Annotated in this window: 16 protein-coding genes and 1 pseudogene; 13 read left to right on the top strand and 4 right to left on the bottom strand. The window is 49.9% G+C overall.

From position 1 onward, the window contains the following. Positions 1 to 401: 401 nt before the first annotated feature. The 6 genes from K0H81_RS16440 (at position 402) to K0H81_RS16415 (ending at position 3035) form a co-directional block, all read left to right on the top strand. A complete protein-coding gene (locus K0H81_RS16440) occupies positions 402 to 665 on the top strand; it encodes a hypothetical protein (RefSeq protein ID WP_220059027.1) in 264 nt (87 codons plus the stop codon). A 103-nt stretch (positions 666 to 768) separates the two neighbouring features. Further along, the gene (locus K0H81_RS16435) at positions 769 to 1050 is read left to right on the top strand and encodes a barstar family protein (protein WP_220059026.1); all 282 of its coding nucleotides are present in this window, start codon (positions 769 to 771) and stop codon (positions 1048 to 1050) included. 87 nt (positions 1051 to 1137) lie between these two features. Continuing rightward, on the top strand, positions 1138 to 1629 hold the full coding sequence (locus tag K0H81_RS16430) for a hypothetical protein (RefSeq protein WP_220059025.1): 492 nt from the start codon (positions 1138 to 1140) through the stop codon (positions 1627 to 1629). A gap of 99 nt (positions 1630 to 1728) precedes the next feature. Further along, positions 1729 to 2160, top strand: coding sequence for a hypothetical protein (locus K0H81_RS16425; RefSeq protein ID WP_220059024.1), 432 nt, complete (start codon positions 1729 to 1731; stop codon positions 2158 to 2160). Between the two features lie 110 nt (positions 2161 to 2270). Next, positions 2271 to 2675, top strand: a complete 405-nt coding sequence (locus K0H81_RS16420) for a hypothetical protein (RefSeq protein ID WP_220059023.1) — start codon at positions 2271 to 2273, stop codon at positions 2673 to 2675. 96 nt (positions 2676 to 2771) lie between these two features. Then, positions 2772 to 3035: a DUF7683 domain-containing protein gene (locus K0H81_RS16415; RefSeq protein WP_220059022.1), complete on the top strand. Its 264-nt coding sequence runs from the start codon at positions 2772 to 2774 to the stop codon at positions 3033 to 3035. Positions 3036 to 3064: 29 nt separating this feature from the next. Here K0H81_RS16415 and K0H81_RS16410 read toward each other — a convergent pair. After that, positions 3065 to 4018 (bottom strand): annotated as a pseudogene (locus K0H81_RS16410) (IS110 family RNA-guided transposase). Between the two features lie 328 nt (positions 4019 to 4346). Here K0H81_RS16410 and K0H81_RS16405 point away from each other — a divergent pair. The 7 genes from K0H81_RS16405 (at position 4347) to K0H81_RS16375 (ending at position 10600) form a co-directional block, all read left to right on the top strand. Then, positions 4347 to 4763, top strand: a complete 417-nt coding sequence (locus K0H81_RS16405) for a hypothetical protein (RefSeq protein WP_220059021.1) — start codon at positions 4347 to 4349, stop codon at positions 4761 to 4763. Positions 4764 to 4876: 113 nt separating this feature from the next. Beyond that, positions 4877 to 5449, top strand: a complete 573-nt coding sequence (locus K0H81_RS16400) for a YdbT family protein (protein WP_220059020.1) — start codon at positions 4877 to 4879, stop codon at positions 5447 to 5449. A gap of 681 nt (positions 5450 to 6130) precedes the next feature. Next, positions 6131 to 7513, top strand: a complete 1383-nt coding sequence (gene mpl, locus K0H81_RS16395; RefSeq protein ID WP_220059019.1) for a UDP-N-acetylmuramate:L-alanyl-gamma-D-glutamyl-meso-diaminopimelate ligase — start codon at positions 6131 to 6133, stop codon at positions 7511 to 7513. A gap of 47 nt (positions 7514 to 7560) precedes the next feature. Then, positions 7561 to 8220, top strand: a complete 660-nt coding sequence (locus K0H81_RS16390) for a flavin prenyltransferase UbiX (protein ID WP_220059018.1) — start codon at positions 7561 to 7563, stop codon at positions 8218 to 8220. Positions 8221 to 8238: 18 nt separating this feature from the next. Next, entirely contained in the window at positions 8239 to 8769 is a 531-nt protein-coding gene (gene hpt / locus K0H81_RS16385) for a hypoxanthine phosphoribosyltransferase (RefSeq protein WP_011866938.1), read from the top strand. 98 nt (positions 8770 to 8867) lie between these two features. Beyond that, positions 8868 to 9809 carry an ABC transporter ATP-binding protein gene (locus tag K0H81_RS16380; protein WP_220059017.1) on the top strand — a complete coding sequence of 314 codons (942 nt, stop codon included), beginning with the start codon at positions 8868 to 8870 and terminating at the stop codon, positions 9807 to 9809. Between the two features lie 20 nt (positions 9810 to 9829). Further along, positions 9830 to 10600 carry an ABC transporter permease gene (locus K0H81_RS16375; protein WP_086023637.1) on the top strand — a complete coding sequence of 257 codons (771 nt, stop codon included), beginning with the start codon at positions 9830 to 9832 and terminating at the stop codon, positions 10598 to 10600. Positions 10601 to 10689: 89 nt separating this feature from the next. Here K0H81_RS16375 and K0H81_RS16370 read toward each other — a convergent pair whose 3' ends face one another. The 3 genes from K0H81_RS16370 to K0H81_RS16360 all read right to left on the bottom strand — a co-directional run bounded on the left by K0H81_RS16370 (position 10690) and on the right by K0H81_RS16360 (position 12096). Beyond that, on the bottom strand, positions 10690 to 11004 hold the full coding sequence (locus tag K0H81_RS16370) for a DUF4144 family protein (protein WP_220059016.1): 315 nt from the start codon (positions 11002 to 11004) through the stop codon (positions 10690 to 10692). Beyond that, positions 11001 to 11417, bottom strand: coding sequence for a hypothetical protein (locus K0H81_RS16365; RefSeq protein WP_220059015.1), 417 nt, complete (start codon positions 11415 to 11417; stop codon positions 11001 to 11003). Before K0H81_RS16365 ends, K0H81_RS16370 begins: the two co-directional genes overlap by 4 nt. Before the next feature lie 118 nt (positions 11418 to 11535). Beyond that, complete coding sequence (locus tag K0H81_RS16360; protein ID WP_220059014.1) at positions 11536 to 12096, bottom strand: DUF4124 domain-containing protein; 561 nt, start codon at positions 12094 to 12096, stop codon at positions 11536 to 11538. Between the last annotated feature and the right edge of the window lie 40 nt (positions 12097 to 12136).

Here is a 12136-nt window from a genome sequence, read left to right as displayed (position 1 = left end):
GCCCGACTATTCCTAATACTGTAACCACGCATACGCATTGTTTCTTGAACACCGATTAGAAATGGGCTTTTTAGACTCATGATTACCTCATTTCTAATGTACTGTTTATTTATACAGTATTATTTAGTGTTTCCGAATATCAAGGAAAATAGTGAAATAATTTTGCGCGTTTATACATGTACTAATCCGTATAATTCATTTTTATCAATCAGTTATGTGTTGACTACTTGAGATAATAGGTTTGGAAAACGCGCATGCGCGTTTTTGCAGATGGTATATTTGGCAATATGCTGATAAGTTCATTACATACAAATAGTTAACTGTGCGCGTTTTCACTGGTCCAACGAGGTAAACGCGCATGCGCACTAATAAGCTGTTATGCATTAAATGGAAATTAAATCATGAGAGACCCTGAAAGGATTGATGAGATCTTAAATTTGATAGGTAGGATATGGAAGGCCAATCCAGATTTTAGGTTTTATCAACTTCTCTATATTCTCCAAGCAGAATACTCTGAGGCTAATGGAGGCATTGGTAAAGTAGAAAGCCCCGAAGTTGATGGGTTCAAGAAAACCGGCTATGACTTCTTCAATCTGGAAGATGATAAGTTTCAGAAATATTTGCAGGCGGGTCTGGATGCGGGCGCTTGGGGTAAAAATGCATAACAAGGCCAGCCAGCAACGCCCACTGCGTGGGCTGGACCTCCGTTCCGGCGCTTCGCGCCTCCACTACGGCCGCTGCTGGCGGCGTTATGTTTCAGGATGAATCATGGAGATACTCGTTGACTGGAAAAAAATTGAGAAAGAGGAGGATTTCTACAACATGTTCCTCCCCCAGGTAAAAGCGCCAGAGTGGCACGGGAGAAACCTTGATGCCCTGGCAGATAGTGTGGTTACTGGGGATATAAACTCAATTGAACCTCCATATACAATTCATAGTATCAATACAGGTACCGCTCCAGAACATATGGCTGAATTTCAGCTAAAAGTACTCGCCATCTTCAATGAAGGTGTTGCAGAAAACAGAGGCATTAAAATTGTCTCGGAATAAAAACATAACAAACAAAGGCAGCATCGCCCTGCGGGCTGGACGCGCTAACGCGCGCCGCTGCTTTGGGCGTTAAGGTTACACAAGAATATGCATCGAATTTTAATATCAATAATTTTTATGATCTTGGCTGGTTGCGCATCATCACCAAGCTTTGATGAAGTGCCAACGGCAACTATCGTAATAGAAGGGCAGTCACAAGAATCACGAGTTGGTGGCTTTTGCTGGCCGCTTGGTTCCGGAACGATGTGCAGTGACCCAATAGCATGGCCATCTGCAAAAGCGCCGCTTCAGGTTTCGAGTCCTGTAAAACTTGAACTGATTATGCCGCTTCCAGCGAAGGTCAAGTATATTGAGTATATGATCTCAAAGGTTACCCCTTCAGATCTAAATGATTATGACGTGGGGCCAGATACAAGCTTATGGAATGTGCCGGTTGAAAATGTCCAGCCTATAAAGGCTTTAGGCACACAAAGCCTGGAGCTAGAACTTGATCCGGGCACTTATGTTCTAACATTTTTTGGTTGGTGGAGCGGCATCGGTGATTCCACTCATGGTTTTATAATCGAGGTCAAACCTTAACAAACACATCAAAAATCGCTCCACTTTGTTCCGCTGGACCTCCTTACGCTGCGCTCCAGTCGGCCTTTTATGTGGGCGTTATATGAATACGGAGGTTCGGTGAAAAATAAATTGATTAGTGGATTTCTATGGGGGATCGGCTTTTCTCTTGCTGCCGCATTGATTCTAAATGGAATGGTTTTTGTTGAATCTCTCTTTCATGAAGACCGTATTGAAATTGCCCATAAGATAGAAAAATTTCAAGTTCTTAATAGTTCTAATAGGATTGTTACTAGAGATTCAGGCTCTTCACACTTGGTTATTTCTGGAGAGGTCTCATCATTGGAATTTGAAAAACTTAGCTCTATTAAAATCTCAGCGGAAGTTAGAAATTCAGATGGTGGCTTTGTTGATCAATGTTTTAATGATTTAGCTTTGCCAGAAGGGGCTGTTAAAGTTTCTTTTAAAATAACATGTATGGATATTTCAAGTTCTGAGCAATTTTCTAGTTATGAGTTTAGCATTCAAGGCTTATACGGTAAATTCATATAACAAGCTGTTTATGGAATGGACGTCTTAATGCTTGGCTGATGCTCATTCTTCGCTAGTATAGCCAAGCTTAATCCGCCCCATAACAGGGCGTTAGGCGAATGGAGATCGACATGAATTATCCAATAATTGAACTAAGACAGAGCAACCTATTTGTTCTTGATAAGTTCTATGGAGAAATTAGCGGTGATAAAGCCATTGTTCCCTACAATATTCAAAGAAACCTCACAGAGCATATCATCGATAGTTCAGGAGATTTATGGATTTTCAGCTATGAAGGGAGTAATTGTAGTGGGCTCAGGAAGTTGATCTCGTACATATGGAATATTTCACAGGATTTATACTCTATTGAAATTGAGAGAAATATCACTCTTGGTAGATTCAAAGAGTTAATTTACAAATACACAAAATGCGACAATCCTGACCTGGCTGAAATGGCGGTAGATCTTTTAGCATCAGTAAAAGACACTAAAAATGAAGCAACATTATCCAGTGTTATCAGCAAACTTAATCTATAAATCGCCTAACCAGTGCGTGTTGTTCGCACCTTCGGTGCTGGGACTTCCGCCGCTACGCGGCTCCAGCCCCAAACGCAGGCGTTATATGGCAAGCAGATGATCGACGAAAAGTATAAAGTGAGGCGTTATATCGCTGAGTACTCAGAGGAAACAGAAGAGCTTGTTGCTGAAAACGAGCTTTGGGATTTTGAGTTGGACGCGTTTAAGAAAGAGTTTGGTGAAACCAACCCTGATCAACCCATGTTTGGGTGCTATCCAGTTCTTGCAGCAAATACGGACTTTCTCAATCCTTTCTTGGTAAAACCAATCAGCTGGGATTTTGATAAAAGTAGCTACTTCGTTGAAGCTCATGCCATATAACAAGTGACTGTGGTGTTTAGTCAATATATTTATCCGTTTTTTGCGCACCACAGCTCCTCGCTTTTAAGCATGGTATTCAAGATCACGATGAGCTTTCGCATGCAGGCGATCAGTGCTACTTTCGGCATTTTTCCAGCCGCTTTGAGACGCTGGTAATAGCGCTTAAAAACAGGATTACACTGTATGGCAGACATCATCGCCATAAACATGACTGTACGTATTCTGTGGCGACCACCACGGATCCTGCGTTTACCCTTGTAAGAACCACTTTCGCGGTTCATGGGAGCGACACCAACTAGGGCGGCAATTTCTTTTCGGTTTAGTTTTCCTAACTCTGGCATTTCACTAAGCAGAGTGTAGGAAAGCACTTTCCCCACCCCAGGAACACTCGTCAATATTTCCGATTTGACGCGCCATTCTTTGACCTGGGCTACGAGCTTATCGAGTTTTTCCGTAAGTTTATCTATTTGCTGGTTAAGTGATTTAAGCAAAGTATTAATTGATTTATGAAGCTCTTTGGGCATGATTTGGAGACGATTTTTTTCCATTGTTGCCATTTCAAGTAGCTGAGTTCGTCTGATTAGTAAGTCTTTGATTATTTTTGACTGTTCATCCGGAAGTTGCTTTATCTCAGGTTTAATGATTGCCGAAAATTGAGCGATGACTGAAGCATCAATTCTGTCTGTTTTCGCCATGACACCGATAGCTTAGGCAAAGCGACGAACTTTGATTGGATTGACGATAACAACGGGTAAATTAGCTTTATCGCAGGCAAAGACAAAGGCATGCTCATAACGACCCGTCGCCTCAGTGACGATGCGTTTTACCGGATGCTTCTTAAGTACCTGAATGACTTTCTGGATATGTTCAGGGTCATTTGGGATAGATAAATGTAGGTCGAGTGGATGTAGAACGATATCGAGCTGTGACTTACCGACATCAACGCCGACATTGATTTCAGTTTGGTTTTTATGGTTGTTCATTATAAGCTTACTCTGCCTTGCTATACGGGCTCGAGGCCCCAATGACTGTTCGAGTTATTGCTAGGAGTTATGCAGCGCTACTCACTTGTTACCGGTCTCTCGTAAGAGGAGCCGCCATTCAATCGAGCTACTGCATAAAGACCCTCAACGGCCATTGAGGGTGGGCCTCCAATTTACCCTAAAATGGAACAGGATTAACCATACAAGCCACTGTAGTCGTGTGCTGCGCACACTGGGACAAATACTCGCAGGCTCTCAGTCGCTGCGCTCTTTAGTTTAGCCTGCGGTATTTGCCCTTAAGTGGGGCGTATGTTTTAAAGGAAATGACATGGATGTAATCTTCGACCTAGAAAAAGAAAGTGCTGATTGGGCTTCTGAATTAAACAAAGATCTTCAATCGTCATTTCCAGAATTTTTTGCTGAACACCCTCATATTGGCACCTCTGAATGGTGGGCTTCACTGTCACCGGATATTTCAAAAGGCAAAATTACACACGTTGGCCCAGTTGTAGAAGATGGCCAGCTTTACGATATCGTTGCAATCGAGCCATTGGATGACGATCTAAATGGTGCGTATCCGGGCAGCATGGGGCAACCAGAGTATTCAGTAGCCAGAGAAGATTTTTGGCTTTCTGATAGCGTTCTCGATGGTAAATTAGTTCAGATCGAGTCAGTCACTTTGCTACCAACTGGTGAACTGGATGAGCATTCAATCTACATCGAGACAAAGGTATCGGTGTGGTAAAACATAACAAGTTGCTTAATTTCGTTCCGGCCACAAACAGCGTGGCCTCCACTGGACTGCCTACGCTACGCTGCGGCAGCCAATTAGCAAAGCGTTAGCCTTACAGGAGAAATATGAACTTCGACGCACAACAAATAGTTCAGAGAGAACTAGATTCAGGAGAAAAGTTGATCTGGGCCGGTGCGCCTAAACAAGGAACTGTGTTTAGAGGATCTGATATATTCATGATTCCATTCAGTCTTCTTTGGGGTGGTTTTGCCATATTTTGGGAAGTTATGGTTCTTAGTATCCCCAAAGACGATGCTGGCGCTATTGCTTATGTCTTTCCTCTGTTTGGCCTCCCATTCGTCATTGTTGGGCTGTACATGATTTTTGGTCGGTTTATCTACGACTCAAAAAAGCGAGCAAAAACGTTTTACGGCCTAACAGACCGAAGAGCCATTATTATTTCTGGTCTTTTCAGCAAAGGTGTTAAAAGTCTTAATTTGGCAACTTTAACTGACGTCAGTCTTACAGAAAAAAGCGATTTGTCAGGCACGGTTACATTTGGCCATGAAAACCAAATGGCGAATTTCTTTGGTGGCAATAGTTTTCCAGGCATGGGTGGCGCCAACGTGCCTAAATTTGAGCTTATTGAAAATGCCAAAGATGTTTATAGCAAACTTCGTGCGCAGCAAAAAGGCTAACAAGGCCAGCCAGAGGGACAGCCAAACCGCTACGCGCTTTGTCTGCCCCTGCTGGCGGCGTTGCGCCCGATCACTAATGATACTTATAAATGAAAAGTTGGGTCAGAGTTAAGTTTGTTCTAGGTAGTGAGGTTGCAGGTAGAAGCTACGACAAATCCCCATCGAAGTTACCGGAGTGGATTGCAGAAAATGGCGTGAGACTCACATGGATGTGAGGCTAGCTTTCGGGGGGCTTGGATGCCCCATCGGAAGCGTCAGTCATTTTCAAATAGCCACGTAGGGATCACAACTTCGTCTGGGGCGGCACGGGGAGATGCAAGAGGGGGATTGCTGGAGATCCCCCTCTTGCCCTAGTGTGGAACGGAGTTCCACGACTCACCTCGGCCGTAAGGCCGCACATCTACGGGTGTGGGTTGAAGACCCACGACTTTCATCTCCAAACGAAGTTTGGAAAACGTAATTCCGGCCGAAAGGCTACACCTACCCTGGTGTGGAACGGAGTTCCACGACTTACCTCGGCCGTAAGGCCGCACTCTTGACGTCAGCCATCCCAAACGAAGTTTGGATAAACCTTCAACATGACGTTAGTCATCAAAACGTTATTTAAACCATTGTTAACTGACAATGGTGACACGAATCGTTAGAATAACCCCCAGATTATTCCTATCCAGAGCCAACCCCATGCATGTACATATCTTAGGGATCTGCGGCACCTTTATGGGTGGTCTCGCACTCCTTGCTCGCGCTAACGGTCACAAGGTCACGGGCAGCGATGCCAACGTCTATCCGCCCATGAGCACTCAGCTCGAGGAGCAGGGGATAGAACTGATCCAGGGTTTCGACCCGAGTCAGCTGGGGCAAAACGAGGACGATGCGCCGGATCTGGTGGTGATAGGTAATGCCATGAGTCGCGGTAATCCCTGTGTCGAGGCTGTGCTCAACCGTGGCCTGAGATACACCTCTGGGCCACAGTTTCTGGCCGAACATATTCTGCCCAATCGTTGGGTGCTGGCGGTGTCGGGTACCCATGGTAAGACATCGACCTCCAGCATGTTGGCGTGGATCTTAGAAGATTGTGGCTATGGGCCGGGCTTCTTGATCGGCGGCGTGCCGCAAAACTTCGGCGTGTCGGCGCGGTTGGGAGATTCCCCCTTCTTCGTGGTGGAGGCGGATGAGTATGACAGCGCCTTCTTCGATAAACGCTCCAAGTTTGTCCACTATCAGCCGCGCACTCTGGTGATCAATAACCTGGAGTTCGACCACGCCGATATCTTCGATGATTTAAAGGCGATCCAGCGTCAGTTTAATCACGTAATACGTACAGTACCGGGTCAGGGCAAGGTGATCTGGCCATCCGCCAGTGACGCGGTGCGCGAGGTGATCGACATGGGCTGCTGGAGCGAGCAGGAGACCTATAACCTGATGGCGGGTAGCCCAGGCTGGTACAGCGAGCTGCTGAGCGAGGATGGCCACAGCTTCGAGGTCTTCTTCGACGGTGAGTCCCAGGGCGTGCTCGACTGGTCGCTCATCGGTCTGCACAACGTGGAAAACGCCACCATGGCGATCGCCGCGGCCCGTCATGTGGGCGTCAAGCCCGCGGCGGCTATCGAGGCGTTGACCCGCTTCGCGCCGCCAAAGCGTCGCATGGAGCTTATCGGCACTGTGAATGATATCGCCGTGTATGACGACTTTGCTCACCACCCGACGGCGATTGCCACCACACTACAGGGCTGCCGCGCCAAGGTGGGCGAAGGTCGCATCATAGTGGTGCTGGAGCCGCGCTCTAACACCATGAAACGCGGCGTGCATAAGGACACTCTGGCGGGCTCCATGGCGCTGGCCGATGCTGCCTACTTGTATCAGGCGGACAATATCGACTGGGACGTGGAAGCGGCCATGGCCAAGGCCGAGTTGCCTGTGACTGTGCTATACCAGATAGATGAGCTGGTCGAGACCGTGGCTGCGGCGGCAAGGCTCGGCGATACCATCATAGTGATGAGCAACGGGGGATTCGGCGGCCTGCATGGCAAGCTGCTGGCTAAGCTGGAAGAGATCAAGGCTTGAGTCTAGCCAGTAAGGGTTAGACTCGGGTCTTCAACATAGAGAGTGATATGAATTATCCCAAGCGGGCCAAGGCGATCAGCCTGGCCTGGACCGGCGCCAGCGGGGCGCCATACGGACTCAAGCTGCTGGAATGCCTGTTGATGGCCGATTATCAGGTATTTTTGATGATCTCCAGCGCGGCGCGCGTGGTGCTGGCCACCGAACATGGGTTGCAGCTCAGCGCCAACGGCGATAAGGCCAAGGCCCAGTTGCTGGCGCTGTTTGCCGAGCGCGGCAATGAGGTGGCCGGTGAGCTGTATGTGCTGGGCAAGGAGGAGTGGTTCTCGCCACCGGCCTCTGGCTCGGCTGCGCCTAAGCAGATGGTGATATGCCCCTGCAGTACAGGCACCCTGGCGGCGGTGGCCACCGGCATGAGCAATAGCCTGCTGGAACGGGCCGCCGATGTGGTGATAAAAGAGCGTGGTCAGCTTATCCTGGTGCCCAGAGAAACCCCCTTTAGCAGCATACACTTAGAGCATATGCTGTCCCTGTCGCGCCTTGGCACCACCATAATGCCGGCGGCTCCCGGCTTTTATCATGATCCCAAATCGGTTGAAGATCTGGTAGACTTCATGGTCGCTCGGATCTTAGACCATCTGGGTGTCGACCACGGGTTAACCAAGCGTTGGGGCTATGATAAGCACAGTGCCGACAACCGCGACAATTAACACAAATTTGAGAAGAGTATGAAACACACTACCGAAGTGATGATCTCGGCAGATGAGATTGAACAACAACTGGATATCCTGGCAGCGCAGATCAATGCCCATTACGCCAATAGCGAACGCCTGCTAATGGTTGGCCTGCTGAAGGGGTCTGTGGTCTTTATGGCCGACCTCTGCCGCCGCATCAAGGGCCACGTTGAGATCGATTTCATGTCGGTATCCAGCTACGGCAACGCCATGACCAGTTCGCGCGACGTGAAGATCCTAAAGGATGTGCAGTCGGATATCGAAGGCCGTGACGTGTTGATCGTCGAAGACCTGATCGATTCGGGTAATACCCTGAACAAGGTGCGCGAGATGCTATTGCTGCGCGAACCTAAGAGCCTGGCCCTCTGTACCTTGCTGGACAAGCCAGAGCGTCGCGAGGTTGATGTACCGGTAGACTTTATCGGCTTCACCATTCCCGATGAGTTTATCGTCGGCTATGGTATCGACTATGCCGAGCAGTATCGCAACCTGCCTTACATAGCTAAAGTCGTACCCCTAGATTAATCGCGCCGTCGTTAAGATTTGAAACTCCTGCTTTGTGCGGGAGTTTTTGTTTTTTCATACCAATACCAATTTCAAGATCAGGATAACGGAAGTCACTAATGACCAAAGAGCCATATGCTTTAGTTATCGACTCGCTCAGAAAAACCTACAAGGGCGGCGTCGAAGCGGTAAAAGGGATCAGCCTTAAGGTCGAGGCGGGGGATTTCTTTGCCCTGCTGGGCCCTAACGGTGCCGGCAAGTCCACCACGATCGGGGTGATCTGCTCCCTGGTGCAGAAGAGTTCCGGCAAGGTGAAGGTGTTCGAACACGATATCGACACTCAGCTGGAGCTGGCCAAGATGTCCATCGGCCTGGTACCCCAGGAGTTTAACTTCAACCAGTTTGAGACAGTGCAGCAGATAGTGGTCAATCAGGCCGGCTATTTCGGCGTCTCCCGCGAGGTGGCTTTCGAGCGCGCCAAGAAATACCTGAGTCAGCTGGACCTGTGGGACAAGCGCAACAGCCCATCTCGCGCGCTTTCGGGCGGCATGAAGCGCCGCCTGATGATCGCCCGCGCCCTGATGCACGAGCCCAAGCTGCTGATCCTGGATGAGCCCACCGCCGGGGTAGATATCGAGCTCAGACGCTCCATGTGGACCTTCCTGACGGATCTTAACCGCCAGGGGGTGACCATCATCTTGACCACCCACTACCTGGAAGAGGCCGAGATGCTGTGCCGCAACATTGGCATTATCGACAAGGGCGAGCTGGTGGAGTGCACCAGCATGAAATCCCTGCTCAGCCGTCTCAACATGGAGACCTTCGTGTTCGACCTCAAGGCCGACATCAACGAGGCGCCGACCCTTGAGGGGATCAGCTGCCGCTTAACCGATCCACACACATTAGAGGTGGATGTGGAGAAGGCCCATAGCATCAACAGCGTGTTCGCCCAGCTCACCGAGCAGGGGATAGAGGTGTTGTCTATGCGTAACAAGGCTAACCGATTGGAGGAGCTGTTTGTGGAGCTGGTGGAACAAGGCAAGGGAGGCACTAAAGTATGAGCTCGGGTATGAGTATGAACATGAAGCACGTCTATTTTACAGCCTTTAAGAGCATATTGATCAAGGAGGTGACCCGCTTCACCCGTATCTGGGTGCAGACCCTGGTGCCACCGGCGATCTCCATGACCCTCTATTTTTTGATCTTCGGTAATCTGGTGGGTAAGCGCATCGGCGAGATGGGCGGCGTGAGCTATATGGAATTTATCGCCCCCGGCCTCATCATGATGTCGGTGATCACCGCCTCCTACTCCAACGTGGCGTCATCCTTCTTCAGTGCCAAGTTCCAGCGTAACCTGGAGGAGCTGATCGTCGCGCCCGTGCCTCACTATGTGATGATCGCCGGTTACGTGGGCGGCGGCGTCGCCCGAGGCCTGTGTGTCGGCACCATAGTGACCCTGGTGGCCATGTTCTTCGTGGATATCAGCCTGCATCACGCTGGGCTGGTGGCCCTGACTGTGCTGCTGACCTCTATCCTGTTCGCCCTGGGCGGGCTTATCAACGCCGTGTTTGCCAAGAGCTATGATGACATCAGCATAGTGCCTACCTTCGTGTTGACTCCGCTGACCTATCTGGGCGGTGTCTTCTACTCGCTTACCCTGCTGCCAAGCTTCTGGCAGGGGGTGTCGCAGCTGAATCCTGTGGTCTATATGATCAACGTTTTCCGCTATGGCTTCCTGGGTTATGCCGACATCAGCATAGGCCTGTCGGTGGCTATCATGGTCGGCTTCTGCGCCGGACTCTGGTTGGTGGCCTACTACCTGATCAGCCGTGGCATAGGCTTGAGAACCTAGTAGGTTCATGACAGACAAATCCAACTAAAAAGCCCCACATTGGTGGGGCTTTTTTATGGCGGTATTCTTTAATGCATGGCGTGCTTCGACTAACTATCTTCCAAATAGCGCACCATCTCAAACAGCTGTGCCAGGCTGTCGGCGCCTATCTTGGCGCTGCAGAAGTGACCATTCTGGCAGGCATAATCGCTGACCCATAGCACTATCTGTGAAAGGGCTATCTGCTCCTCCGAGGGGCGTAAATCGCCATCTTGGCAGTGATAACAGATGCCTTGGCTGTCGATAAGGGTCAGGGACTCGGCCTCAAGATGGTCGCGCTCGGCGAGCCACTCTTCCTGGCTCTCTAACAGCATCAGCTGCTTGTCGCTATCGACCTTGAGTAGTAACGGCCAGTGGATAGTCATATCTGAGTCTGCTGTGGTGGCATCTCGACCTCGGGATGGTCCCGGTCGCAGCCCAGGTGAAAGTAGGCGCCGGGCTTGTCCTCTATGCCATGGGCCAGGCCGAAGGCGTAGCCTTTGACATAGATAAACAGATACAGCGCCGCATCTTTGTCGTCGTCATAGGCCTTGAGGGTCTGGCGCAGCTCGCTGTTGACCTGCGCTTGGTCCACGGAAAAGCCCATATCGATGGCGAGCTTGGCACACAGCAGAGGGGCGATCACCTCGCTCTGGGTCGTCAGGTATTGGGCATGATCGACGAAGCTGTCGACGTTGAGATCGCGGGAGTCGTCGGGGGGCGTGAAGAGGCTCTGGCGCATAAAAAATCCCAGCATAAGCAGGCCGATAACGAGCAGGCTCAACTGGGTCTTGTTCATGGCGACCTCGCGACTTACGCAAATGAAGAATGTGTTAACGTTTTAAGGCTAATCTGTCACAGCCAGTGCTTCAGGGCGAATCTTGTACCGTTAATGCAGGGCAACTCATATTGTACGGCTAATGTTGCACTACCTGAGGGGCGCCTTTGTCGGGCTGCTCTTCCTGTTCTTTCTGTTCTTCCTGCTCGGGCGCCTGTGTGATGCGCAGCTTGTGTTGCTGCAGCATGAGCATGGCGTCGTCGTTGAGCTTGATCAGGCCGTCGAAGTAGCGGTTCATCTCGTCGAGCTTGGCGAGAAACTCAGGGTCATCCTTGGCCTGTTTCTGCCAGTAACGCTTGCGATCCAGCTTCTGTTTTTCGCTGGCCCTTAGGATCTCATAATAGCTGTTTTCCTGCTTGAGACGGTAGATTTCGGCGTCGATCAGCTGTAACAGCTTCTCCTGGGAGAGGGTGCGCTTGTTGAGCAATGCCTGTAGAGGGTCGACCTTCTCCTTGGGCTTGTCGCTGTCGGTTTCCGTGGTGATGCCGAGTTGGTATTGGATATGGTGCTGCTTAAACTCTTTCGGGCAGGAGGTCTGGCTGAACACCACCTTGTCGCCCTTGATGCACTTGTAGATGCTGCTGGCGTGGCTAAGGCCTGGAAGCAGCAGGAGTGCGATGGCTAAGAGCAGTTTTCCCATGGAGCGATAATTCCTCTATCTACGTCGAGTCCAGGCGGCA

The sequence above is a fragment of the Shewanella halotolerans genome, assembly GCF_019457535.1.
In the GTDB taxonomy this organism is placed as follows: domain Bacteria; phylum Pseudomonadota; class Gammaproteobacteria; order Enterobacterales; family Shewanellaceae; genus Shewanella; species Shewanella halotolerans.
Note: the sequence above shows the minus strand (reverse complement) of the source record. Positions and strands in the feature narration are given on the sequence as shown.

What these genes read in the sequence shown, in the direction of transcription:
- K0H81_RS16370 (WP_220059016.1), bottom strand. Translation starts at nt 11,004, where the DNA reads ATGACTATCCACTGGCCGTTACTACTCAAGGTCGATAGCGACAAGCAG.
- K0H81_RS16405 (WP_220059021.1), top strand. Translation starts at nt 4,347, where the DNA reads ATGGATGTAATCTTCGACCTAGAAAAAGAAAGTGCTGATTGGGCTTCT.
- K0H81_RS16365 (WP_220059015.1), bottom strand. Translation starts at nt 11,417, where the DNA reads ATGAACAAGACCCAGTTGAGCCTGCTCGTTATCGGCCTGCTTATGCTG.
- K0H81_RS16440 (WP_220059027.1), top strand. Translation starts at nt 402, where the DNA reads ATGAGAGACCCTGAAAGGATTGATGAGATCTTAAATTTGATAGGTAGG.
- mpl (WP_220059019.1), top strand. Translation starts at nt 6,131, where the DNA reads ATGCATGTACATATCTTAGGGATCTGCGGCACCTTTATGGGTGGTCTC.
- K0H81_RS16390 (WP_220059018.1), top strand. Translation starts at nt 7,561, where the DNA reads ATGAATTATCCCAAGCGGGCCAAGGCGATCAGCCTGGCCTGGACCGGC.
- K0H81_RS16360 (WP_220059014.1), bottom strand. Translation starts at nt 12,096, where the DNA reads ATGGGAAAACTGCTCTTAGCCATCGCACTCCTGCTGCTTCCAGGCCTT.
- K0H81_RS16380 (WP_220059017.1), top strand. Translation starts at nt 8,868, where the DNA reads ATGACCAAAGAGCCATATGCTTTAGTTATCGACTCGCTCAGAAAAACC.
- K0H81_RS16430 (WP_220059025.1), top strand. Translation starts at nt 1,138, where the DNA reads ATGCATCGAATTTTAATATCAATAATTTTTATGATCTTGGCTGGTTGC.
- K0H81_RS16415 (WP_220059022.1), top strand. Translation starts at nt 2,772, where the DNA reads ATGATCGACGAAAAGTATAAAGTGAGGCGTTATATCGCTGAGTACTCA.
- K0H81_RS16420 (WP_220059023.1), top strand. Translation starts at nt 2,271, where the DNA reads ATGAATTATCCAATAATTGAACTAAGACAGAGCAACCTATTTGTTCTT.
- hpt (WP_011866938.1), top strand. Translation starts at nt 8,239, where the DNA reads ATGAAACACACTACCGAAGTGATGATCTCGGCAGATGAGATTGAACAA.
- K0H81_RS16400 (WP_220059020.1), top strand. Translation starts at nt 4,877, where the DNA reads ATGAACTTCGACGCACAACAAATAGTTCAGAGAGAACTAGATTCAGGA.
- K0H81_RS16375 (WP_086023637.1), top strand. Translation starts at nt 9,830, where the DNA reads ATGAAGCACGTCTATTTTACAGCCTTTAAGAGCATATTGATCAAGGAG.
- K0H81_RS16435 (WP_220059026.1), top strand. Translation starts at nt 769, where the DNA reads ATGGAGATACTCGTTGACTGGAAAAAAATTGAGAAAGAGGAGGATTTC.